The organism is Streptomyces sp. NPDC050439, from assembly GCF_040655335.1.
In the GTDB taxonomy this organism is placed as follows: Bacteria; Actinomycetota; Actinomycetes; order Streptomycetales; family Streptomycetaceae; genus Streptomyces.
Window position 1 is genome coordinate 883,126 of record NZ_JBFAJT010000002.1, and the last position, 23,921, is coordinate 907,046.

A 23,921-nucleotide genomic window follows, 5' to 3' on the forward strand; every position below is an offset into this window, starting at 1 on the left:
ACGCTCGCGTACGAGGCGCGACGACTCGTCCGCATGCGCCCGCTCGGCGGCTTCGCCCTCAGCACCCGGCGCCGGCGCCCGAGACCCGCCCGTCAGCATCGATCAGATAACGGGCAGTTGTGAAGTTTCTTCGGCGAGCGCACCTTTGCATAGTCTAAAACGTGGGGGAAGGAGCGCCCGGGAAGGCGGCTCTTGAGCGTCGCCATGTCACCGGGAGCGTCATGACCGAGAACAAGCCGCGGCACAGTTGCTCCGTGCTCGCGCGGCTGCCGGTCATGGTGATGGCGGTCGTGACCGCCGTGGACCTGACTGCGGGGCCAGGTGTGGGATTCTTGCCACTGGTGTCGCTCGGGCCCGCTTTCGCCGGGCTTGTCGGCTCCTGGCGGCGCACCGCGCTGATCGGCGCGGTGGCACTGCTGTTGTGCATCACTCTTGGGCTGTACGACGGACTGTTCTCGACCCGCCGGGGGTACACGGCGATGGCGTCGGTCGCGGGCGTGACCGTCGCGGGCATCGCCGCTGCCGTGATGCGCGGACGCCGGGAGGAGGAGCTGGCCAGCGTCCGCTCCATCGCCGAGGCGGCGCAGCGCGTGCTGTTGCGACCGGTGCCGCTGCGTGCGGGCCCGCTGCGGGTGGCCGTCTCCTACACCTCGGCTCTCGCGCAGGCGCAGATCGGCGGCGATCTGTACGAGGTGGTCTCCTCGCCGCGTGGGGTGCGGGTGATCGTCGGTGACGTGCAGGGCAAGGGGCTTGAGGCGGTGGAGACTGCGGCCGTCGTGCTCGGCGCGTTCCGGGAAGCGGCGTACGACGAACCGGACCTGACGGGGCTCGGCGAGCGGCTGGAGCGCAGTGTTTCGCGGCAGTTGGGGGACGAGAAGTTCGTGACGGCTGTACTGGCCGAGGTGAGCCCGGACAGCGACGGCGTGGTCTTCCTCAACTATGGTCATCCCGCCCCCATGGTCGTACGCGAGGATGGCGACGTCCTTTTCCCGATCCCACCTGAGTTCGCGCTGCCGCTCGGTCTTGGCGCACACGGCGGTGATGCGCCGGTCCCCTACCGCGTCGGCTTCGCCCCGGGCGAGCAGGTCCTGCTCTACACCGACGGGGTGACCGAGGCGCGCGATGCGGCAGGTTCCTTCTATCCGCTGGAGGACCGGGCGTTCCTGCTGAAGGACCCTGATGAGGGGGCCGCCCTGGAGGCGTTGCGTGCGGATCTGGTGCGGCATGGCGACGGCCCGCCGCATGACGACGCGGCGATGCTCTTGCTGCGCTACCACGGGCATGCGGGGGCGGGGCGGTGAACACAACATTCTCCGTCGACGGTAGAAAGGGGGGCATGGCCGAGCAGGGGGCCCCGTGCGGGGGCGTGGATGATGTGGATGCGGTGACGGGTGCCGTGCTGACCGCTTCGCGACTCCTGGTGGCGGTGTCCGCCCGGTCTCTCGCGGAGGTCGAGGAACGGGTGACGCTCCCCCAGTTCCGGATGCTGGTGGTCCTCTCGAGCCGTGGAGCCACCAAACTGGTGGCTCTGGCCGAGCACCTCCAAGTCGCGCCCTCAACTGCCATGCGGATGATCGACCGCTTGATCGCCACCGGCCTCGCGGACCGGCAGATCAACCCCGCCAACCGCCGCGAGACCCTGCTGGGACTCACGGAGGAGGGTCGGCGCACCGTCGCCGACGTCACAGGTCGGCGCCGCGCCGAGATCGCCGCGATCGTCGAGCGCCTCGCCCCGGAGCAGCGCGCCTCGCTCATCGAAGCGCTGAACGCGTTCAACAACGCGCGGGGAGAACCTCCCGCCCCGCAGACGGACGGCCCCGAGATGCACCCGCTGGGGTGGGCCGACGTCTCGGCGGGTGGCGCCTGACTGTACGGGACCGAACCGAGGGGAGGAGCGGATGCGTCGGCTGCGCAGACAACCGGCCGTGCGAGAAGCCGGTTTGCTGGATCACATGAGGGCTTTCGTGTGGGGCCCCGCGGAGTTCGTGGGCCTGCCTCCCAGGAGGCTGACAGCCCAGGGACTCATTGTCGGCTTCCTCGGCGCGGGGGCCATCATCGGTGCCGGGGCCCTGGGGATGTGGGCCGGGCCACCCGCGCTGAGCAGCGGCGAGGCCGGCATCGCCGTCACCTGCGTGCTCGCCTCCTACTTGTTCGCCATCCGGGCCGGCCGCGCTCTGGTGGGGGTCGTCGCCCTGCTCGGCATCTGCCTGGCCCTGCTGACCCCGCAGACAGCCGCCGGGCTCATCCTGGCCCACCGCGACCAGGAGCAGCAGGCGTTGGTCACAGTGGTCGAGGGGACAGACGCGTCGGCCGCCGGGCGGGAGCGTTACCTCTGTTCGGTGCAGGGATCCGATGGATCTCCGCTGAGCGTACGGATCTGGCGAGGCTGCCGGGAGTCGACCCAGCCGGGAGACACGCTCGCCGTGGTGTATGACCCGCTCGGCCGGGTGGCGCCGAGAGGGGCGGAGGGCGCCCGCCCTGACGGGAAGCCGCTGGCCAAGCTCGGCGTACTCGCCCTCGCGCTGGTGGCGGTGAGCACCGTCGCTGTGGCGCGCTCCTTCCGGTTGAGTACGCCGTCGTACGAGGATTCCGACACCCCCAAGGGCGGACGTGGCCCGGCAACTCTCTGCTGACCACCGCGACAGCCACACCAAACGCCGATCGATCAACAGAGACACGGTGAGGGCCGGCGTGCACCGGCCTCCTCTGCGGAACCTGCATCACAAATACGGCATGGTCAGGTCCCCTTGGCGTGCCGGGCTGTCGGGTTGGTCAGGGCGTTGCGGGGGTCGGCGGCCCGCGTGATGGCTGTTTCGACCGCGGCGAGGCGGTCGGCGAGCAGGTCGAGGGCTGCGACGGCGTGCGTGACCGGGTCGTTGTCCTGGCCTCCGAGGCGGGCGGCGCGGGCGTGGGCTGCCTTGATCTGCGCCCAGCGTTCGGCGCTCTCCGGGGTGAGGGTGCCGCGCAGTTCGCCGAGCTTGAAAAGGTTGGCCTCGGCGCCCGAGGTCAGCGTCTGGGCCTCGCCTGTGTAGTGATCCTCGATGATGGCGTCAAGCTCGGCGTCGTTCATCACCGGGTCGATCCGGGCCGCGATCTTGTTCATGTCGCGGTAGGAACCCTGGAGACGGAACGGAGGCTCGGTGCGGGTCGCTTCCGACTGGCCCGCGGAGGCGATGTAGGCGGCGTTGACCGCGAGCACCGTGGCTCGTGCGGTCAGCAGGTGCCTCAGCACCGCGGTGACACGGTCGAGTTCCGCCGTGGCGTACGGGTGGGTGAGGCGGTCACCGCGTGCCGTGGGGTCGTCGGCGGCGAGGCGGAGCAGCAGGGCCAGGTCACCGCGGTCCCGGCCTGCGAGTGGGGCGAGGACCTGGTTCGCGGTCAGGGCGTTCTCGATGAAGCTGACGGCGAAGGCGTCCTCCTTGCCGGTCAGGACCTCGCCGAGGTTCCATACGTCGGCGCGGTTCGCGAGCATGTCGGGGATCTGGAAGCGCTGCCCCGACTCGGTATAGGGGTTGCCCGCCATGCAGACCGCGAAGCGCTTGCCGCACAGGTCGTAGGTGCGTGCAGCCCCGTCCCACACCCCCTCCATGCGGCGCTGGGCGTCGCACAGCGAGATGAACTTCTGGAGGAGTTCGGGCGAGGTGTGCTGAATGTCGTCCAGGTACAGCAGGACGTTGTTGGCCGCCTCCAGGGCGAAGTTGACTTTGTCGATCTCCTGGCGTGCCGTCGCGTTGGGCGCCTCCGCCGGGTCGAGCGAGGTCACCCCGTGGCCGAGGGCGGGTCCGTTCACCTTCACCAGGACCATGCCGAGCCTGTCGGCAACATACTCCATGAGGGTCGTCTTGCCGTAGCCGGGCGGCGAGACGAGCAGCAACAAGCCGCCAGCCGCGTCCAGTTGCTTGCTGAGACTGTCACCGATCAAGGGCAGGTACACCTCGTCGATGAGGCGGTTGCGCACGAAGGCGGACATCACCTTGGGCCGGTACTCGTCCAGGCGCAGGCGGGTGCGTTCAGCTGCCACGAGGTCTGCCCTGCGGGACTGGTAGGTGCGGAACCCAGGGGTGGTGTCGGCGCGGAACTGCCGTGTGCGGGAGATGAGTTCATCGATGCGGACCGGAAGGTCACGGCAGCTGATGCGGGGGTGGGTGCCGAGCAGGTTCTCGACGGTCTCGGTCAGCTGGGCGGTGCAGTCGTAGTGCTCCAGGTCGCGGCAGAGCTCGACGGCCACCGCTTCATCCAGGTCGCCGTTCTCACCGGTGGCGGTCAAGTACGAGGTCAGCCACGCCTCGGCCAACTGGCGCCGGGCCGTTGGACCGTGGATGGCGCTCAGGTCGTCCTCGTACCCCGAGCTGTCCACCGCGCGGCGGAACTTGTCCAGGAGGGCTCGGGTTTCGCTTGCGACGACGAAGCCTGCGGGGCCGGTGGTGAGCTCCTCGAAAAGGTAGGCCGCCGCCTCCGCATCACCCGTCATACGCGCGGCCAGTTCGGCGCGGAGATCCTCGATCGCGGGGGCGAGACCGAAGGTGTCGCGGGCGCGGGCCATGGACAGTGCACGGCGACGCCACAGCTCCCGCTCCTCCCCCATGGCGTCGTACGCCCAAAAGAACTGGGCGGCCGCTCGGGCCCGTGAGGTGTAGCGCAGTAGACCGGCACCGTCGTGCAGCCGGAGCAACGCCCTGAGGATCTGCGTCGCGTCGTGGTCGTGGATGCCACGTTCGTAGCCTTCGTCGTACGCCATCTCCGCAGCGGACCGGACCAGGGCGGGCAGGTCGTCTTCGGCGAGCAACGCCTGTGCCCCATGCTCGTCGAGCAGCCGGGCGGCCAGGTATTCGGCGCGGTAGACGTCGTCGTTCTCGGTGGGCAGCAGTTGGTTCCAGTAGGGGCGCAGCTCGATGAAGGACGGGTCGGTGATGGGCGAGCGGTAGTCGGTGCCGGTCAGCGCGATGGCCATGCCGTCGCCGTGCGGGACGACGGTGAGGTCCAGCGGCTGGGTGTTGACCGCGAACCGGTGGCGGCCCAGACGGATGGTGTCGCCGCCGTCGGCATACAGCTCGGTGCGGTCACGCAGGGAGCGGGCCGCCTCCTGGCGGGCGGCCGCGATGCGGCCCTCCAGCTCCTCCGCCCGCACCTGATCGCCCAGTTCACGCAGCTCGTCGACGGTGCGGCGGACCTTGCCGACCATCGGGTCGGAGGCGAAGTAGGTGCTGATCTCGTCGGTGGAAGCGAGCGTGGTCAGGCGCCGGGAGACCGTCTCCAGGACGCGGTTCGCCGAGGTCGCCAGACGTTCGGCGTGCCGGGCGCGAGCGTCGGCGAGTGTCTGCTTGCGGGAGGCGAACGCCTCGTACACCTCGGCACGCTTGGCATCCAGCTCATCGAGGAAGTCATCCGACTCCGCGAACCTGCTTTCCAAATTCTCCAGTTGGAGCAGTAGACGGGCCAGCTGGTCGTCGCAGCTCTCGGGAGTCGTCGCGGTGGCGAGGGCACCCGTCACAGCTTGGCCGAGCAGGGAGAACTCGGCGGCGAACTCAGCGCGCCCCTCGTGTGCGGTCAGTTCACGGCGGCGGACATCGAGAGTGGCGCGTGCCCGGTTGATGCCGGCGATGACTTCGGCGATGCGTTCCAGGATGGCGGTGCGCACGGTCGCGTCGCCGATGTCGAGTCCCGCGACGACCTCGGTGACGGTCTGCAGCTGCCCCGTGAGCTCGTGGAGGCGGTCGGCGATCGCGGTGGCCTCGGCGGCCGTGCCGATCCCGGAGGCGTCGGCCGTCAGCTGTTCGAGCTCGGCATGGTGGGAGACGAACGCGTCCGCACGCCCCAGGAAGGAGACGGCACGCTGCCCGGCCGAGGAGATGTCGCCCGCCAGATCACCGGCCAGCTCGTCGATGTGGCGTGTGTCGGCGTATCGCATCTCCTTCAAGGTCAGCAAGTGGCCTTGCGCCTGCCGAAGTTCGGTGAGCCGCTCAACCCACTCGGGCGCTGTACGGGGCGCCTCGCCCCGGATGCGCCGTACGAGGGTGGCGACGCGCGCGGCGGAGTCGGTGAGGGCTTCGGCGGCCTGCCGGGTGAGGGTCTGGACGGTCTTGAACTCGGTGAGGACCTGTTGGGCGGTGGAGCGTACCGACTCCAACGGCGTGCGCAGGTCGCCGAGTTCCGCGTCTCCGAGCCAGTGGAAGGAGTCGGTGGCGCGTACACAGGAGGCCACGAGCGCCTCGTACACGCCCGTGGCGGGGGTGGTCTCGGTGACGGCACGGGCGATGGAGAGGCAGTCGGACACGCCGCGTACGAGGTCGGCGTTGCCGATGCGGGCCAGCGGCCCTCCGCCGTCGGCCGGCCCCGTTGAGGCGTGGGTGTCGGCGACGTACGGGGTCTGCCAGATCTGCAAGGGGTGCACTCGAGCGGGTTCATCGGAACGGCCGGCGCGCAGCACCATCAGCGTGCCGTCGTCGAAGAGCGCGTAGCCGTGGCAGGAGATCGGGGTGGCCACCTCCTTGCGGATCATGTTGTAGGGCAGCAGGAGGTTGCGCCCTTCCGTGCGCGCGTGGAAGACGAACAGGACGTCCTCACCATTGGGTGAGCGCGTCATCCGCTCGAATTCGAGGTCGGCGGTGTCCAGACCGTCGAAGGTCTTGTGTGCTCCCGTGGCCAGGCAGTACCCGCCTGGGAAGACGATGCCCTGATCCTCGGGGAGACGGCGGCACGCCTGCCCGATGCCGTCGAGGCGTACGGCCGTCCTGATGAGGGTGTTGAAGGCCAGGTGGCGCCAGACGGCTTCCTTGTAGGGGCGCACACGCAGCAGGATCAGCGCGCCCACGCGTGCGTGCTCCACGTCGGCGTCGGCGAGGGACTGCAGCGGCTCGTCGACCGGCTCCTCGTAAATCCCGTGTCCGGTATCCGTGTCGTCGTCGATCTTGAGGGTGAGGGAGCCGCCGACCGTCGCGACAAAGACTTCGCCACCGATGGAGATGTGCGGGTGGCGGCCCAGGACATGGCTGTCGCGCGTCGTCACCGTCCACTCGAAGTCGTGCGACGGCGGGAAAATGTGGTCACGCTCCCCGCGCGCGTCCAGGAACTCGGCGCGGCCGTCGACCGTCAGGGTCCAGCGCAGGACGCGGATGTCCTCGCTCTTCTCGCCGGTCTGGAACACGGCCAGAAGCTTGCCCTCCACATGCCTCAGCTGGAGGAGCCTGGCCTCGCGGTAGTAGCGGAACAGCGCGCTGAACTCGCGTACGAAGGCGGGGTCGTCGAGGAGGCCGGGAACCTCGTCGTCGGGCAGCCGGTTCAGGTCGCGGTCGTGCAGGGCGAAGACGTCACCGATCGCGGTCTCCGGCTTTGCGGCCGTGAGGTCGTTGTGGCCGAACAGGAGGGTGTCGCCGATGGCGATGATGTCGCGCGGCAGGCACGGGTGCGCAGTGTGGATGCTCTGGGTGCCGGTGAGTGTCAGCTCGGTGGACCCGAATGTCGCCACACGGCGCTCGTTGAGGGCGGTGGCGCGTTCGGCCAGCTGCCGGGCCTGGGCCACGAGCCGGTCGCGCAGCACCTCATACGTTCCCGCGTCCATGCCGGTGCCGGGGCCGGCCTCGGCACCGGCCTCAGTTCCGGTCTGGGTGTCCATGTCCGGCTTCCTTCCGTGTGGCGTTCCGTGATGTCGCAGCTGAATGTGCGAGGGGTGTATGTGGCCGGGACCGCTGGCCCCCGTGCAACGGCCCCGGCCGGTCGGTGTCAGCTCGCGGACGAGCTACTGTGGGTGCCGTTCAGTTCAATGATCGGCATGTCAGCCAGTCCCAACTGACTTGCCTTATCCAGGAGTTCACGCAGCTGACCGGTCTGTCCGCCGCCGCCGTTCATGAGCTTCAGCAGCAGCGCGGACACGGTCAGGTTCTGCACGTCGGCTGTGGAAACCGAGCCGATGACCTTGGCCAGGTCGTCGGTGAAGTTCGCGGTGCCGTCCAGCCAGGGCCCGGCCAGAGCCTGCGCGGTCTCAGAGTTCTGGACGAAGGCGTCGACGCCCTTGCCGAGCGAGATCGAGGAGACGAGGCGGTCGAAGAAGACGGACTCGCCGCCGACGATGCTGATGTCCGCGCTCTCCAGACCGGTGGCGAGGACGGTGGCCTGCGCTTCGGCGATGTGCCGCTGCACCTCGATGCCGGCCAGGCGGATGTCCTTCTCGGCCTCCAGCCGCAGCCGGTACTCCTCGTGGGTGCGGGACGCCTCATCGAGCGCGGCCATCGCGGCCGCCTTGTCCGTGAGACCCGCGGCCTCTGCCTTCAGCTTGGCCTCGACGCCCTCGGCCTCCGCACGCATCCGGGCCTCGGTGGCCTCGGCCTCCGCTCGTCCCGCCTTCCCGATGGCATCAGCCTCCTTCTCGCGGACCTGCACGGCCGCCAGGCCCTGCGCCGCCGCCTCGGCCTGGATGCCTTCCGCCAGACGCAGCTTGGCCTGCGCATCCAGGTCGGAAGCCTTCAACCGGGCCTCGGCCAGCGTGACTTCCTCAGCCGCACGGTGAGTGGCAGCCTGCTCCGCTGCCTCCGCGGCCTTGATGCTCTTGACCAGGCCCTCCTGCGCCTGCGCCTCGGCGGCGATGATCACGGCCTGCCGCTCACGCTCCGCCTCCTCCACCGTGCGGAGCTTCTTGATGGACTCCTCCTGCTCGGCGACCGTGCGGTCGACGGCGACGCGCTCGCGGACGACCTCGGCGATCTCCCGCTTCTCCGCCTCCACCTCCTTCTCGGCCGCGATCCGGGTCAGCGCCGTCTCCCGCTCACGGGCGATCACTTCGAGGAGCCGGTCCTTCTCGATCCGCTCGTTCTCGATGGCGATGACCCGCTCGCGGTTCTTCTGCGCCACGGCGATCTCACGGGCCTGGTTCTCGCGCTGCACGCCGAGCTTCTCCTCGGTGACGAGGAAGGCGCCCTGCGACCGCAGCCGCTCCTCCTCCACGACGCGGGCCGTTTCGGCCTCTTCACGGGCCCGCACGGTGTCGACCTCGCGCTTCTGCTTGATCTCCGCATCGGCCTGGCGCCGCTCCAGCTCGAGGATGGCTTCGCGGGCGTCGACGTTCTGCCGGGTGATCTCCTTTTCCTCGTGCCGCGTGTACTCGTTGGTGCGTACGTGCTCGACCGCCGTCAGTTCGGTGATCTTCCGGATGCCCTGAGCGTCCAGGATGTTGGAGGGGTCGAGCTGGGAGAGCGGCGTCTGCTCCAGGTAGTCGATCGCCGCGTCCTCCAGGCTGTAGCCGTTCAGGTCGGTGCCGATCACCTGGATGATGCGGTCGCGCAGTTCATCGCGCTTGGTGTACAGGTCGGCAAAGTCCATCTGCTTGCCGACGGTCTTGAGGGCCTCGGAGAACTTCGCGTTGAACAGCTCCTGGAGTGTGTTCTGGTCGCTGGCCCGTGCCGTGCCGATGGCCTGCGCGACCCGGATGACGTCCTCGACCGTCTTGTTGACGCGCACGAAGAACGAGATGCGGATGTCGGCACGTATGTTGTCCCGGCAGATGAGACCGTCTTTGCCGGCCCGCATGATGTCGATGGTCTTCACCGAGATATCCATGACCTCGGCCTTGTGCAGCACAGGCAGCACAACCTGCCCGGTGAAGGTCACATCGACCTTCCGCATCTTCGAGACGATCAACGCCTTGCCCTGCTCCACCTTGCGGAACAAGCGGGTGACCGTGAACAGAAGCACGATGACGATGAACAGGACAGCGGCGACTGACACGCCGATGCCCAGAGTGATGGCATCCATGTGGAGTCCTAAGAAAGGTGAGGAGATCTACGGGCCGCACCAGGCACGCGTCTGACCGGGCGGCCTTCGGTGCGGACGAGCGTGTTTCAGGCGCGGCCGACGGAGCCGGGGCCCGGGTCGAGCGCCGCTTCGTAGGGGGCGACCCAGAAGAACTCTCCGGTGTCGTCATAGGCGTAGAGCAGCGCGGTGCTGCCCGCGGCGAGGGCATCGGTGCCCTGCTGCCTGACCTGGACGATCGCGGTGGAGCCGTCCCGCGCGGCGACCTCTGCCTGACCGAAGCCCGCGTCCACCCGCCCCGTGCGGATGGTGCAGGTCGATCCGATGAAGTCCTGCCGGGACGGCCCGGGTTCATCGGGGAACAGTTTGGCCAGCGGTCGTACGACACATCTGGTGAGCAACCAGGCCATGAGGAGGGAGATCAGAAACGCACCGCCGTCGGCGGCGAGATGCGCAAGGCCCTCGAGCCCGGCCCTCCCGAGCAGCACCGAGCCGGTCACGCTGGTGAACCAGCCGATCACGACCATGAGGGACACAGGGACCGCAACCGGCACACCATCCAGCCCCAGCGCCGTCATGTCGGCATCCGCGTCGAAGCTGTCCGCGTCAAAGCCACCGAGCAGCACGAGCAGCCAGAAGCCGATGACGACCAGGAGGGCGGCGCTGAAGGCGACGCCCGGAAATCCCGCGGCCGCGCCGAGAAGCTCCTCCATGGCCCATCCCCCTGCCCGTCAGTGCTGACGGACGCGTGTCCGGCTGCCGGGTCCCACTTCCGGAACCCGGCATCCGAACTCGCCCCCGTTCCTACCTCCACCATCCTGGCCTCGCCTGTACGACTGGCGCATTGCCGGAAAGCGGCAATCTTTACGCGCCGTTGATGCCGGGCGGCACTCCTCGGGAAGGAGGGCGCACCCCGGGTTCCGGCGCACGGTGGTGTTGCGAGACGGCCGGAGCGGGTGGCACCGCGCCGTGACTCGGAGAATTCGCCGACGCCGCTGTGTGCACCCTCGCCCTGCTCTCCTGCATCACCAACGACCTGGCAGGAGTGGAGGGCTCGCCCGCCAGTACGGGGCAAGAGGGACCGCGGCTCCTGCCGGACGACCACGCGCTTGCTACCGCGAGCGGCAGGCGACCCGTCGTCTTGGAAACGGTCACGCACGGATGGTCCACCCTGCCTCCAGGGCTCCACGCAGGGCGGGGCATCCGGCTCGGCTCACTCTTCCCCACCGTCCGCGCTGGTCCCTGGCCGGCCTCACTGCCTGCATGCTCGGCCTGGCCGCCGCGATTTGGCCGACCACCGACGCCTGGAGGACCAGGCAACGCGCAGAAGGTAGCCACCTGGAGCGGCCTCCTGCGCCGAGCGCCGCCTGTGCGCCTTCATGGGCTTCGACATAGACGGCAGCATCCACTCCTACCACCAGGCCGGCCGTCACATCCCGTTCGTACGCCTCGAAGCCGCGGCCGGCCAGCACCTGCCCTGAAGGACTTCACGGGACGCCAGCAGCTAAGAGCAACAGACCGGCAGCAGACGGGATTCGGGGGACGGCAAATCAATGGACGAGTCGGACGCGATATGGCGCAGATTCTTGCAGGACAGCGAGAACGCCATACGCCGCACCGCCCCCGAAGAGCCCTCGGCCCGAAAGCGGATCGAGGATGCGGCACGACGACTGGACACCGATCGTGCACATCAACAGCCCTCGCCGAACGACTTCGAGGTTATCGGCGAATCGTGGCAGCCCCAGCCCTCACAGAACCAGCCCGCCTGGCACCACCTGGACAGCTGGGGCCGAGTGCGCCGCGCCTCGGGCTTACTGGGTGCCGCCGCTGTGTTGATCGCCATGCTGGCCGCGCTCTCCCGCCCGCCCAGCGGGACGGGCCCCGAGAGCGACCTCCCAGGTGGTGTCACGCTCCAGCAGACCGAAGAAGCGTCAGACGGGTTGCCCCCGACACTTCCTCCGCCATGAGCAGGGCAACCCGCCATGCGTCTCCAGCACACGCAAACCACCGCAATAGCGCTGAGCCTCCGCCTCGGCGGAGCCTTCCCTGGACCGACCCAGCCATCGGCGTCCACGAGCACCCCGCAGAGCCTCGGAAATGGTCCGGCAGAACACGAGGGCGTCACTGATCAGAATTGCGCAGTACTGGACTCCTGCCCTGCTTTCGCCCAATGCTCATTACTATGTGCCTCACAAACCGGGAGGGAGCGTGCGATGCGTGTTCACTTGAGCGTTCAAAACATGGCGTGGATGGCCTACCTCCCTCCGATGGCACTCACAGCTCTGCTCACCTCGCTGGACGTCACCTTCCACGAGCAGCGGAGTGGCATCGTGGTCGGGCTCGTTGCCGTCCCCGCGATCTTCCTGGCCTTGCCCGGCCCTCAGCGAGCATGTCAGCCCTACTATGTCGGCGGTCTCGCCTTGACCGGCGCGTTGGTGAGCAGCGCGGTGGACTGGCGCGACCGCCCCGTTGTGATGCTCGCAACCATCATCAACATCGTCCTCCTGACCTGCGTCACCGGTCAGTTGCAACGCAGACGGATGACCCCCGGCTCCCCTTCCGTCGAGACCCCCTCAGCTGCCCCGTCCTCGTCACCGGCCGCGCCCCAACCCGCAGCGCTGCCGACGCCCCAGCGGTCCTCTCGAACATTTCACCTGGGCGAAGCCAAGATGGCGCTGTGCAGTCTTCCGCAGGCGAACCACACGACCATGGTGGCCGATATGTGCGATGTGCGGGAAACACCGTACGGAACGCGCATCCTCGTAGCCGACCTCATGGGCAAGGACGACGCCACCCGAGTCGCGGGTGACCATCTACTCGAGAGCTGGAGGCATCTGGCCGCGAGCGAGCCGAGCCTCGCGGAGATCACGCGCCGCCTCGATGCGGAACTCGACGGCTGCTCCGACCGGTTCGCCAAGACACTGCTCATCACGCTCCACAACGGCCGTGGGGAATTCGTGTGCTGCGGGCACCCGCCGCCACTCGTCCTCGGCGGCGAGGGCGGCCGCGTCCGGGAGGTAAGCCCCCTCACCCCGCTGCCACCACTCGGACTGTTCAGCCTCGTGCCCCACGGTTGCACCGTCTTCACCACGTCCTTCACCCTTCGAAGCACTCAGCAACTCCTGGTCTACACCGACGGCGTTGGCTACGCCATGGACCAGGACGGCTCCCCCTTCCCACTGCTACAGCTGGCACAAACGCTGGGCGACCGACCATTTGCGGCGCTGCTCGACGCCCTGGTGACCGAGCTCGACCGGCATGCGGCAAGCGGACTCGGCGGCCTCCGCGACGAAGCGCTGCTGCTCCTCCTCCAACAAGAAGAACGCCCTTTCCAGCACGTCACAACGGCGCTCCGCACCCCACCGACCTGGCTCGACGCCCCGACCCGGCCACAAGCCGATCAGGCTCTGGCTTAAGAGATCATCTCAATTGGCGATGCCGGTCGTCTGTGGCGGTGCTGCTGACTGAGCGTCTGGTGCTTGCCGGACTGTGGGAGTTGTTCCAACGGGTGGTGCCAGAGACGCCGACACGGCCGCAAGGCGGCGGGCGACGTCGCCATGGAGATCGTGAGGTGCTGACAGCGATCATCTTCGTGGCCACGACCGGATGTACGTGGGCGCAGGTCCCGCCGGTGTTCGGGTTGTCTGGGGCCACCGCGCACCGCCGGTTCATGGAGTGGAGCCGGCAGCGGGTGTGGGCGAAGCTGCACCGGCTGGTTCTGGACGAGCTGGGCTCGCGGGGTGAGCTGGACTGGTCGCGGTGCGCAATCGACTCGGTGAACATGCGGGCGCTGAAAAAGGGGACCTGACAGGTCCCAATCCGATGGATCGCGGGAAGTATGGGTCGAAGATCCACTTGATCACGGAGCGGACAGGATTGCCGCTTTCCGTCGGCATATCCGGCGCCAACCTCCACGACAGTCAGGCCCTCGAACCCTTGGTACGCGGCATCCCGCCGATCCGATCCCGGCGCGGCCCCCGCCGCCGGAGTCCCGCCAAACTGCACGCCGACAAGGCATACGACAACCGCCGCCTGCGGCAATGGCTCCGCTCCCGCCACATCACACCGCGGATCACCCGCAAAGGAGTCGAGACGTCACAGAAGCTGGGCCGTCACCGCTGGACCATCGAGCGCACCATGGCCTGGCTGGCAGGATGCCGCCGACTCCACCGCCGCTACGAGCGCCAGGCCATCCACTTCCTCGCCTTCACCAGCATCGCCTGCACCCTGATCTGCTACCGCAGACTGGCCAAATGAGATGATCTCTAAGACATAAATGGACTGACCTGCGGAAATAGCTCGTGGCACGGTTCAATCCATCACGGCTATGTGGCTTACTTGCACCTGCCGTGTGCGGCCATCCTGCCGTTGAGCCGCCCTTGAGGGCTTCTGTAGACCAACGTTCACACAGAGAGCCATGGGCCGACCGCGACGCGAACACGTCACCGCGGAGCACGGCAAAAGGCTAGGAGCCGGGCCAGGGGCCCGAAGCGGGCCCCTGCGCGCATTGATCCGCTGCTTCTCCACGATCCTGCCCGATCATCAGGCTCCCCGGCCAAGCAGTTGGGCCAAGTCCCGCCTATGGCTGCTCGGGCTTCTGTAGACCCAAATGCGCAAGTCCGTTTGTACGCCGACGAGGCCCAGCCGAAGCGGGTGCACACCGAGCTACCGGCGGCCAATGCCGCAAGGTGCAACAGACGCAACTACCAGCATATTTCCAGCAGACCGGGGTGTCGGGGCGGCCGAAACCAGCAACTAGACGCGGCCCTGGGAGAGTTCGGCTGGCTCAGTCACTCGCGGGCGCAAGGCGCGTGGACGCGCGCGTGCGGCGCCGCCAGCACCCTGGCTAGCGGCACCGTACGAGTCCTGGCCGGGCGGGCGGGTTATAACGACATTGACGACGCGGATCTCACTCCGCCTCCAGGGCGGCAAGAGGCGCCCGTCACGGGCACGGACTGGCTCTGACCCGCAATAGGAACTTCGACAAGCACCTGTCCAACGGCGCGATCCCGGCTGCTGGCTGGTGATTCTTGTGGTCTTGTTACTGTCGTTGGTGCGCGTCAGTGGGGGTGCGCATCGAGAACGGGGAAACGGCATGAGTGATTTGTCGGTCGACTACGCCGTCCTGAACAGGGTGCGGCACAACCTCGACCACATAGCCCACCTGATGAAGCAGCCGGGTCGGGACATGGAGAAGGTCTCCGGCGACGCCATGGGTGCCCATGAGCTGGCCAAGCGTATGGATGACTTCGGCGACGAATGGTCCTACGGGATCAAGCAGTTGACGAAGTTCTCCGGCAAGGCATCCGACGCGCTACTCAAGATCAAGAAGGCCTTCGAGGACCTGGACGACGAACTCGCCAAGGTGAACGACCAGGACAAGACAAGGGGGAAATAGCCGTGGCCGAAGCGCAGTTGGAGGACTTTCCGGCGCTGGGGTTCGTGCCCTGCCCTGGTGATCACGTGGTGGCCGACGCGGTGGCCAAGACTGTGCGCAGGACGGCCAAGGCTCTGGTTGAGATCTGTCATGTTCTGCACGGCACCGGTGTCGGTGACTGGGAGGGCAAGGCCGCGAAAGCCTTCCGGGAGACGTTTGACGACGACTTCCGCCCCCGCATGGACGACGCTCGTGACTCGTTCCGTGGCGCCGCTTCCGCCCTGGAGGACTGGGCGGAGTACATGGAGCGCAAGCAGCGGGCCGCCGTGAAGCTGGAGGCCGAGGCGGCCGTGGTCAATCAGGCGCTGAAGGACGCGTACGGCAAGGTCGACAAGCTCAACGACACGGACGAGAAGAAGAAGGAATCCAAGGACCACGAGGACAAGGTCCAGGACGCCAATCGGGCGGTGAATACGCAGGATCTCGAACTGGATGAACTTCGTAGGCAGGGCCGCCGGATGAAGAAGAACTACAACACGTACGGCGAGGAGATAGCGGAGCGGCTGAAGGGCGCCATGGACATCGCCCCGAACGAACCCGGAATGTGGGAGAAGCTCGGGAACGCCATCGAAGACCTCGGCGAAGCGCTTGCGGACCTTCCCGGCCAGGTCGGCGAGCTCCTTTCCTCCGTCGGCGCATGGATCAAGGCCCATGCCGACTGGATCACCGTCGCAGCCTCCGTGATCGGCGTCATCGCCATCTTCTGTCCGGTACTGGCACCGTTGGCGATCGGGTTGAGCGCGGTCGCGTTCCTCGCACACGCGTCGGCGTACGGCATGTCCGGCCTTTTCCCGCCTACCGGCGGCAACATCGGAAACTGGCTGACCCTGGGCGGTGACGCGCTCGGCATGGTGCCCGGCGTCGGCGCCGCGGCCCAAGGCCTGAAAGCCGGCGTCAAGGCGGGGCGGGCTGTGCAGGGCACGGCTGCGGGCGCCAAGGTCGGCATCAAGACTGCTGGTGCGACCGCCAAGGGTGCGATGAAGGCAGCCGACCCGGTCGCCAAGGTCATCGACAAGCCCATCATGGCCGCTGCGGCCAAGCTGGGCGTTCCGCGCGGCGCCGCGCTGACCGCCACGGAAGGTGTTCAAGCCGCCGCCACGCTGGCCTGGACCGCTCCGACGGCGGTCAACGCCTATGCGACGAGTACCGGCCGCTACGATGCCGCCACCTGGGGCACTGGCGTAGGCAACATCGCCACCGGCAGCGGTGGCGGGAAATTCGGCGGAGCCGTCGCCATCGGCAGCGCCATCGGCCTGGGTGCTTGGGAGCTAACCGACTGATGACGGACATCGACGCGCCCCAGGGCGTCCCCCCTGCCAAAGCCGTACGCTCTACAGCAGCACCGACCGTTGACGACGTACCCGACTTCTGGTTCGAACTTCCCCCCGGCTTCTGCGAGTTCGACCTCGCAGAGGACCCCGAGGCGCGCATGCTGCGGATGGCCGAGGCAATCGACCCGCTCTTCATCAACGCCACGCCCATGCAGAAGTTCAGCCTCGTCCTGTCCGGCGAATACGCCCTCCAGACCATGATTACGGCAGGCGCGGAGCATGTGTCGGCCTGCCTGCTCCGTATGCCCGACGGCGAGCTATCCCAGGGAACACTGTCCGTGCTCATCGAGCGGCCGGAGGCCGGGCCGCAGAGCCAGGACCGGCAGGGGTCGGCCAGGCGCACGGCAGTTCAGTGGCACGAGCGGTATCCGGACGCCGAGGCCGCACTGGTCATGCTCCCGTACGGCCCGTCGGCCCTCTGCATACGGGATGAGGAGCTTGAACTGCCCGGCGTACTCTTTGGGCTGGCCGACCCCATCCCCACCACGATCCGGCAGGTGCAGTTCTGTGTGCCGCTGCAGACCGGGCCGGGATCGGCGCTCTTCGTCTTCATGACCGAGGACAGGAAACACTGGGCCGAGTACCTCCAGATGCTCGGTGGCATCATGAAGTCCATCTCTGCCGAGGAACCGGACGGCGAGGGTGACCTGACGGCCGATGGCCACGCCCCCGGAGAAACGGAGCAGCGAACGTGAGAGCCCCTGCCAGGGACGACGTTGAGGATAAACCTGCGCGATACCGCATCGCGCTCGCCGTAGGAATCGGCTTCTACGTGCTTGCCGTGATCGGGGGCATGTTCGTCCTGACGGGCGACTTCGGACTCGGCGTCGTGGTGCCCCTGTGGACAGTGCACGGGGTACTTCTCGTCGTGCTTGTCCGGAGGCTGGGGGTCTCCTGGGAATCTAGCCTGTACACGTCAGTGTTCATCTTGGCCGCCTCGGTGATGGCAGTGGCGGTCACATCAATGGCCCGCGACGACCTCACGCTGCAGCAGCGCGGCAAGAAGGTCGCCGCCACCGTCGTCAAAGAACGTCTCGACCCGGCGCAGGGCCGCAAGGCCCGGCACTCCCACTACACACTGGAGCGGCAAAACGGCACCCTGGTCCCGGGGCCCGAGCTGGAGACAACCTCCGACCAGTACGACGTCGGGCAGGTCTTGACGGTCATCGAGGACCCCGAGGGCGACCTCGCGCCTCGGACACCGGGCGAGGCAAGCGCCACGGGCGAGCTGCTGGGCACGGGGACATTCGCCCTGGCCGCGCTCGGCTCCGTCGGCTGGATGACCTGGCGGGGATCAAACGCAGCCGGGCGGCGAAATGAGGGCAAGCCGTCGGCGGGGCTGCGCGGGATGTACAAGACCGTCGGCTCCGGTCACGGCACGCAGGAAGAGCAGGAGGAGAAGCTGCGCACGGCCTTGCGCGCCCACCCTGCCGACCGCCGCGGGTACATCAAGGTGCACCCCGAGAGCTTTCCCGACGTGTCGCAGCACCGGGCCGCCCGGATCGCCTGGGAGATGGGCCTGCACGCGGAAGCGGCAGGAAACCGGGGCTCGTGGCGCTTCGGGGAGACAGTAGTCGAGGAAGTCCCGCACGACTGAGCCCAGAGAACGGACGGATCAGCAGTCACCCCTTCTCCAGGCGGTCAGCAGCACGCCGAACGGCGCCGAGGCATGACGAGAGGGGCGAAGACACCGGGCCGCCGTTACGGATGCCTCGGCCCGGCTCTTCGGCGTGCATCTTTCCTCGGCAGCGGCAGCACCGATGTCGTGTCCGTGGTCGTTGACCGTGCCCTGCGGTGATGCCCTGGGTGCGAGCCGGGCAGGGGCGACGCTCGGTCTTGTTGAACCCGGCCACGATCAGCGGGGCCACGGTGGGCGAGGTGGCCTGGTAGGGGCCGTGACAGACCGCGCTGACCTGGCCCTGGGGGCAGGTGACCCGCTGACGGTCGTAATCGCCATGGAAGTCGTCCCCGGCAAGCGCGAGTTTCCCGCGCCGTCCGATCGCCCGCAGCCGCCCTTCCGCGGCATGCTGCGCGGCCGGGGGTGGTGATCAGGACAAGACCGTCTCCCGCCCGTAGCACGGTCTATCGCAGGGGGACGAGACCGACGCCGTCGCGGACGATCGGTGTCACTGCGGTGGGCGGAGGCAGGCGGAGTTCAAAAGACGACGCCCTGCAGAAGTGAGCCTGTGGGCACGGTAATGGTGAGCAGATCGGAGTCCAGCACGTCCAACGGTGCTGGCTCGACCTGGATCTCGCGCAATGCACCGGTGCGGGCCACGCTGAGCCGGCGGTCCACCTTCGGCAGGGTGGGGCCCTGGATCAGCGTGAGGACGACGACCAACAGGAAGACGATACTCAACACCTCGCCGGCCCCGTCAACAACCGGGAAGTGGCAAGCACAATGGGTACCGCGCCCCGTAGCCCTGCCCACGACGCCAGGAGTTGCTCGTGCCAGGCAACGCGGGAGGGCGACAGGCAGACCAACACGGACAGGGGCGTGCCAGCACCAGCAGAACGAGCCCTACTACCAGGGCGGAAACGCCGGCAGCCGGGAACCCGACCCCGAGGAACAGCAGCAGACTCGGCAGACCCAGGCGCACGCCGCGTGCGCAGCGGCGGCACTGGCCAGCAGGGTGACGCCGCCGACCAACAGCGCCCATACAGCTGCTGCAGCGTCATCCTTTTTTGCCTTCGTGACCGGCGCTCTACAGCGAGAGGAAGTACTCCATCAACCGTGCAGCACTGATCGCACCGAGGGTCAGGGAGTCGCGGCCGTCCGACTCCACCACCGCGACCAGTGGTGTATGCGTACGGACCATCAATGCGGCGATCTCGAGCGGCGTGGCCGCCGGGCCGACCACAGTGGGCAACGTACGGTGTGCCGGCAGCCACTGCCCCACTGTCAAGCCAGCGAGCTGCTCGGTGAACGTCTCGATGTCCTCCGCCCGCAGTACAGAAGCAAGCGATGGCTCGTGCACGACAAAATCAGGCACCATGGCCGTCAGAAGCTGGGAGCCGGGCACGATCGCATACGGACGCTGATCCGAGTCAAGGACCAGCAGAGCGGGAAGCCTGCGCTCCACAACCATGCGGGCAGCCTCGACAGCGTCGTCATCTGCGGACACCGACGGGTACGACTCCACCAAGTCTCGAGCGCGCATCTTTAAGCTCCTCACCCGGCACCACCGGTCCAACCGACGCCTGGACGACATACCGCGAACGTTCGCCAACCAGAGGGCCGTTGGAGCTGCCGCCGTCGGCCTCCCTGCATACCGCACGGACCCTACTCGCACTTTGCGGTCGGATGGCAACTCTCTGTCAAGGCGCAGCGCTGCGCATGCACCGCCTCCGGCCACCAACAGGCAGTGCCCGATGGCACACGGCAGGTCATCGACGCCGTGACTTCGGCCAGGTTCCTCAGAAGATTCGATCTTGAGCACACCTTCCGTTTCGCGGCACAGACCCTCGGCTGGACCACCCCGAAGCTGCGCACGCCCGAATTCGCCGACAAGTGGACCTGGTTCCTTGACCCCGGCTCGGGTCCGCCTGGGGTTCAGAAACATCCGCGCTCACCCGCTCTGCCCGGCCCGTGTTCCCCGGCCCCCGAGCCGCTGGGCCCGGACGCCCGCCCGGCTCCCGGAACTGCCGCCCAGCACCCCGCTATGACGTCGGCAAAACCGTCAAACGCACCGAGACCCTCGCCGAACTCCACGCGAACCGAAGATAAAGAACAAGCTCAGCCACGGCTTGAGCAGACACGGTATCGGCGCAGTTCCGCATAGCCCCTTCCCGGACTGCGCCCGCGCCACTTCAGGAAGTTGGTAGCCGCGTCACGACGTGGGGTTGGCCGTGGGGCCGTCACTGATGCACGGAGCGCCGCTCGTTGCGACGGTCACGGTTCGATGAGGCCAACTCGGATGGCGTAGCGGGTGAGTTCGAGGCGGTCACGCAAGCCAAGTTTCTGCAGCAGGTTGGCTCGGTGGCGTTCGACTGTCTTGGCACTGATGAAGAGAAGGTCGGCAATCTCCTGTGAGGTGTGGCCCTCGGCGACGAGTTTGAGGATCTCCTCCTCTCGGTCGGTGATGGTTTTGGCGGGGGGCCTGTCTCCGTCCTTGATACGGGCCAGGTAGTTGCGGATCAGTGCGCTGACGGCTCCCGGGTAGATGAAGGGTTCGTCGCGCATGGCCGCGCGGCATGCTTCGACGAGATCGCGGTCGGCGACGGACTTGAGCACGTAGCCGCAGGCTCCCGCGCTGAGCGCCTCGAAGAAGTACTGCTCGTGTTCGTACATCGTCAGGATCAGGATGCGCACGTCGGGTTGCAGGCGGGCAAGTTCACGTGCGGTCTGCAATCCGGTGAGACGTGGCATGGCGACGTCGAGGATGACCAGGTCGGGGGTCTGCTCCCGGGCCATGGCTAGGGCTTGTGCGCCGTCACCGGCCTCGGCGACCACGGTCAGGTCCGGTTCGCTCTCGAGGATGAGGCGCACGCCGCGACGGACCAGGGCGTGGTCGTCCGCCAGTAGAATCCTCGTCGTCCTGCCCGACTGGGCCATGGTCATTTGCTCCCTTGAGGTGCTGGGACGTGAAGGTGCACTTCGGTGCCGCCACCCAGCTTCGGGGCGAGAGTGAGGTCGGCTCCGATGAGCAGGGCGCGTTCGCGCATGCCGCGGATGCCCGCGCCCTCGGCGGCACTGCTCAGGCCGTGGCCGTCGTCGCTGACCCGCAGGTCCACCCCGGTGGGGGTGGTGCGGAGTGTGAAGTCCACGCGCCGCGCGCCCGAGTGGCGTACGACGTTGGTCAAGCTCTCCTGGGCCACCCGGTAGAGGACCAGCTCGGCCGCGTGGCCCAGCTTCGGCACGGGACTGTCGAAGTGCGGCCTGACGGCAAGATCTGCGTGGGCGGTGATCTCGTGTGTCAGGGCTTTGAGCGCGCTGGTCAGCCCGAGCTCTTCGAGGACACCAGGGCGGAGTCGGCGGGCGATGCGGCGGATCTCGTCGAGACTCTGCCGGGTCGATTCCTGGACGTGGTGCAACTCGCTGCGCAGCGGGCCGGGAGCCTGATCGGCGGCGTGCTTGAGTTCGAGCAGGACCGCCGTGAGGGTCTGTCCGATCTCGTCGTGCAGTTCCTGGGCGATCCTGCGGCGCTCGTCCTCCTGCGCGGACAGGGCGAGCGCGCTGCTGGCCGCCCGCTCGGCCTCGAGGCGATCGAGCATCGTGTTGTAGGTCGTGATGAGGTCGGCGATCTCGCCGTGCCCCGAGGCCTCGGGCCGCTGGCCGGGGCGCAGCAGGTCGGTGGTCGTCATGGCCCGGGTCAGACGCTGCAGAGGAGCAAGGCCGACGCGCAGCAGCGCGGCGTTGGCGGTGAGCATGGCGACCAGTCCGGCGGTCAGGATCAGGGCCTCGGTGAGCAGGACCGGGGTGGAGACGGTGACCGGGCCGAGCAGCAGCAGGGCGGCTGCCATGAACAGCACCGTGGCATTGAGCAGGAAGATCCGCCAGAACAAGGACACGCAGTACGTCCTTCCTTGAGGTCGGGCGTCTCAACACTGCCAGGGTCCGCTTGGTGAATCGGCGCCGTCTATGGGTACCAGCACCCATTTCCTCGGCGAACCAGCAGGTCAAGGCCCCCCGGATATGGGTGTCAGCCCTGATGGTGGCCGGATGGCTTCTCAGGTGAGGGTGGAGCCCCGGCCATGCACAGGACCAGCGGGGGTGGTGTCGACACGTAGTCCCCTGGAGGGAGAGGGGCATGGACCTGACTGCCTGGCTCGCGGTGGCCGTGTTCGCCCTGGTCTACATCCTGATCGCCATGGAGAAAGTGCACCGTGTTGCGGCGGCCCTTGGCGGTGCGGTCGTCATGCTACTGATCGGTGCCACGGATCCGGAGCACGCGTTCTTCTCCAAGCACGCGGGCATCGACTGGAACGTCATCTTCTTGCTGCTCGGCATGATGCTGATCGTCTCCGTTCTCAAACGGACCGGCATCTTCGAGTTCATCGCGATCTGGGCAGCCAAGCGGTCCAAGGGTAGACCGTACCGGCTGATGGTGCTGCTGATCGTGGCCACCGGGTTTCTGTCGGCGTGGCTCGACAACGTCACCACCGTCCTGCTGATCGCTCCGGTCACGATTCTGGTGTGCCGGCGCCTCGGTGTGCCGGTGGTGCCCTATCTCATCGCTGAGGTGATGGCCTGCAACATCGGTGGCGCCGCCACGCTGATCGGCGATCCGCCCAACATCATGATCGGTTCACGCGCTGGTCTGTCCTTCAACGACTTCCTCGTCCACATGACGCCGATCGTGATCGTCTTGATGGGCGTCTTCGTCCTCATGGCCCGGGTGATGTTCCGCAAGGCGTTCCTCTACGACGCTGAGCGAGTGCATTCGGTCATGGAGCTGCGTGAGCGGGACGCGATCAAAGACGTACGGCTGCTGATCGTCAGTGGGCTGGTCGTCGTGCTCGTGATGACCGCGTTCGTCCTGCACACCGTGCTTCACCTGGATCCCTCGGTGGTGGCCATAGCCGGCGGACTGGTGCTGTTGGCCGTCTCCCGGCTTCGTGCCGCCGAGGTCGTCAAGGACGTGGAGTGGGAGACCCTGGCCTTTTTCACCGGACTGTTCGTCATGGTCGGCGCCCTGGTGCAGACCGGTGTCATCGGAGACCTGGGAAAAGCCGCCGCCCAGGCCACCGAAGGTGAACTCCTTGGTACCTCGATGGCTCTGGTCTTCGGCTCGGCTGTCCCCTCGGCCGTCATCGACAACATCCCGTTCGTGGCCTCCGTCAGCCCCATCGTCTCCGAGATCGTCACCGCCTCGGGCGGCATGGAGGAGGCCGGGATGCTCTGGTGGGCCTTCGCCCTGGGCGCCGACCTCGGCGGCAACGCCACCATCATCGCCTCGTCGGCGAACGTCGTGGTCATCGGCATCGCCGAGCGCGAGGGCCACCACATCTCGTTCTGGCAGTTCAGCCGCTACGGCCTGATCGTCACCGCCGTCACCGTCAGTGTGGCCGGCCTGTACGTGTGGCTGCGCTATTTCGCTCTGGCCTGACGGCTTTGCCGGGTCTCACGGCACCCGCACCGAAGGAGGAGAGATGGCCGACTTCGACGGCCCACTCGGCGACATCGCGGCCCGCCTGGAGCAGGAAGACCCCGAGTTCGCCCGGGCACTGGCCAGCGGACGCCCACGCCGTCCTCGTGAGTACCGGCGCGGTCGGGCCTGGTGGGTGCTGGGGGCAGCCCTGGCCTGCCTCGGTACCGGTATTGCGATCGGCCATGGACTGCTCATCGCCACCGGACTGGTCGTCGCCGGCACCGCCGGAGACCTGTTCGACCCGCCGGAGCGACAACGGCGCGGGCCCCACGCCAATCGGTGAAGGCGCTCGCCGCAACCGCCCCATACCCCCTACGGAGG

At 67.7% G+C, this 23,921-nt stretch carries 17 protein-coding genes and 3 pseudogenes; 13 read left to right on the top strand and 7 right to left on the bottom strand.

All coding sequences use genetic code 11. The features are described from left to right. Nucleotides 1-221 precede the first annotated feature (221 nt). The 3 genes from AB0I66_RS11135 to AB0I66_RS11145 all read left to right on the top strand — a co-directional run bounded on the left by AB0I66_RS11135 (nucleotide 222) and on the right by AB0I66_RS11145 (nucleotide 2,633). Nucleotides 222-1,301: a PP2C family protein-serine/threonine phosphatase gene (locus tag AB0I66_RS11135; RefSeq protein WP_363207479.1), complete on the top strand. Its 1,080-nt coding sequence runs from the start codon at nucleotides 222-224 to the stop codon at nucleotides 1,299-1,301. Nucleotides 1,302-1,336: 35 nt separating this feature from the next. Beyond that, on the top strand, nucleotides 1,337-1,867 hold the full coding sequence (locus tag AB0I66_RS11140; RefSeq protein WP_363207480.1) for a MarR family transcriptional regulator: 531 nt from the start codon (nucleotides 1,337-1,339) through the stop codon (nucleotides 1,865-1,867). A gap of 85 nt (nucleotides 1,868-1,952) precedes the next feature. Next, on the top strand, nucleotides 1,953-2,633 hold the full coding sequence (locus AB0I66_RS11145; RefSeq protein ID WP_363207481.1) for a hypothetical protein: 681 nt from the start codon (nucleotides 1,953-1,955) through the stop codon (nucleotides 2,631-2,633). Nucleotides 2,634-2,737: 104 nt separating this feature from the next. Here the strand turns inward: AB0I66_RS11145 and AB0I66_RS11150 are convergent, their stop codons facing one another. The 3 genes from AB0I66_RS11150 to AB0I66_RS11160 form a co-directional block, all read right to left on the bottom strand. Next, entirely contained in the window at nucleotides 2,738-7,612 is a 4,875-nt protein-coding gene (locus tag AB0I66_RS11150) for a DNA repair ATPase (RefSeq protein WP_363207482.1), read from the bottom strand. Between the two features lie 107 nt (nucleotides 7,613-7,719). Next, nucleotides 7,720-9,744: an SPFH domain-containing protein gene (locus AB0I66_RS11155; protein WP_363207483.1), complete on the bottom strand. Its 2,025-nt coding sequence runs from the start codon at nucleotides 9,742-9,744 to the stop codon at nucleotides 7,720-7,722. A gap of 86 nt (nucleotides 9,745-9,830) precedes the next feature. Continuing rightward, entirely contained in the window at nucleotides 9,831-10,454 is a 624-nt protein-coding gene (locus AB0I66_RS11160; protein WP_363207484.1) for a hypothetical protein, read from the bottom strand. Nucleotides 10,455-11,096: 642 nt separating this feature from the next. On the opposite strand from AB0I66_RS11160, the pseudogene AB0I66_RS11165 reads away from it, so the two are divergent. The 7 genes and pseudogenes from AB0I66_RS11165 to AB0I66_RS11195 form a co-directional block, all read left to right on the top strand. Further along, nucleotides 11,097-11,222 (top strand): annotated as a pseudogene (locus AB0I66_RS11165) (nitroreductase family deazaflavin-dependent oxidoreductase); the annotation flags it as partial. A 786-nt stretch (nucleotides 11,223-12,008) separates the two neighbouring features. After that, a complete protein-coding gene (locus AB0I66_RS11170) occupies nucleotides 12,009-13,157 on the top strand; it encodes a SpoIIE family protein phosphatase (protein ID WP_363207485.1) in 1,149 nt (382 codons plus the stop codon). Nucleotides 13,158-13,201: 44 nt separating this feature from the next. Next, nucleotides 13,202-13,998 (top strand): IS5 family transposase gene (locus tag AB0I66_RS11175; protein WP_363207876.1). Its coding sequence is split into 2 segments (ribosomal slippage): nucleotides 13,202-13,538 and nucleotides 13,538-13,998, totalling 798 coding nucleotides; the frame shifts between segments, so codons are not numbered across the junction. An 838-nt stretch (nucleotides 13,999-14,836) separates the two neighbouring features. Next, entirely contained in the window at nucleotides 14,837-15,139 is a 303-nt protein-coding gene (locus AB0I66_RS11180) for a hypothetical protein (protein ID WP_363207486.1), read from the top strand. Between the two features lie 2 nt (nucleotides 15,140-15,141). After that, a complete protein-coding gene (locus tag AB0I66_RS11185; RefSeq protein ID WP_363207487.1) occupies nucleotides 15,142-16,458 on the top strand; it encodes a putative T7SS-secreted protein in 1,317 nt (438 codons plus the stop codon). Beyond that, nucleotides 16,458-17,204 (top strand): hypothetical protein, encoded by a 747-nt coding sequence (locus tag AB0I66_RS11190; RefSeq protein ID WP_363207488.1) that lies wholly within the window; start codon nucleotides 16,458-16,460, stop codon nucleotides 17,202-17,204. The genes AB0I66_RS11185 and AB0I66_RS11190 overlap by 1 nt, the downstream gene beginning before the upstream one ends. 77 nt (nucleotides 17,205-17,281) lie before the next feature. Further along, entirely contained in the window at nucleotides 17,282-18,106 is an 825-nt protein-coding gene (locus tag AB0I66_RS11195; RefSeq protein ID WP_363207489.1) for a hypothetical protein, read from the top strand. A gap of 25 nt (nucleotides 18,107-18,131) precedes the next feature. Here the strand turns inward: AB0I66_RS11195 and AB0I66_RS11200 are convergent. After that, nucleotides 18,132-19,061, bottom strand: a pseudogene (locus tag AB0I66_RS11200) (cation:proton antiporter); the annotation flags it as partial. Between the two features lie 153 nt (nucleotides 19,062-19,214). Then, on the bottom strand, nucleotides 19,215-19,670 hold the full coding sequence (locus tag AB0I66_RS11205) for a CBS domain-containing protein (RefSeq protein ID WP_363207490.1): 456 nt from the start codon (nucleotides 19,668-19,670) through the stop codon (nucleotides 19,215-19,217). 252 nt (nucleotides 19,671-19,922) lie between these two features. Here AB0I66_RS11205 and AB0I66_RS11210 point away from each other — a divergent pair. Then, a pseudogene (locus AB0I66_RS11210) lies at nucleotides 19,923-20,236 on the top strand (transposase); the annotation flags it as partial. Between the two features lie 165 nt (nucleotides 20,237-20,401). Here AB0I66_RS11210 and AB0I66_RS11215 read toward each other — a convergent pair. Next, nucleotides 20,402-21,064 carry a response regulator transcription factor gene (locus AB0I66_RS11215; RefSeq protein WP_363207877.1) on the bottom strand — a complete coding sequence of 221 codons (663 nt, stop codon included), beginning with the start codon at nucleotides 21,062-21,064 and terminating at the stop codon, nucleotides 20,402-20,404. Nucleotides 21,065-21,066: 2 nt separating this feature from the next. Further along, nucleotides 21,067-22,020: a HAMP domain-containing sensor histidine kinase gene (locus tag AB0I66_RS11220; RefSeq protein ID WP_363207491.1), complete on the bottom strand. Its 954-nt coding sequence runs from the start codon at nucleotides 22,018-22,020 to the stop codon at nucleotides 21,067-21,069. A gap of 239 nt (nucleotides 22,021-22,259) precedes the next feature. Between AB0I66_RS11220 and AB0I66_RS11225 the strand changes: the two genes are divergently transcribed. Together AB0I66_RS11225 and AB0I66_RS11230 are read left to right on the top strand one after the other, a co-directional pair. Then, entirely contained in the window at nucleotides 22,260-23,558 is a 1,299-nt protein-coding gene (locus AB0I66_RS11225) for an ArsB/NhaD family transporter (RefSeq protein ID WP_363207492.1), read from the top strand. A gap of 43 nt (nucleotides 23,559-23,601) precedes the next feature. Continuing rightward, nucleotides 23,602-23,883 carry a DUF3040 domain-containing protein gene (locus AB0I66_RS11230; protein WP_363207493.1) on the top strand — a complete coding sequence of 94 codons (282 nt, stop codon included), beginning with the start codon at nucleotides 23,602-23,604 and terminating at the stop codon, nucleotides 23,881-23,883. Nucleotides 23,884-23,921: the final 38 nt, after the last annotated feature.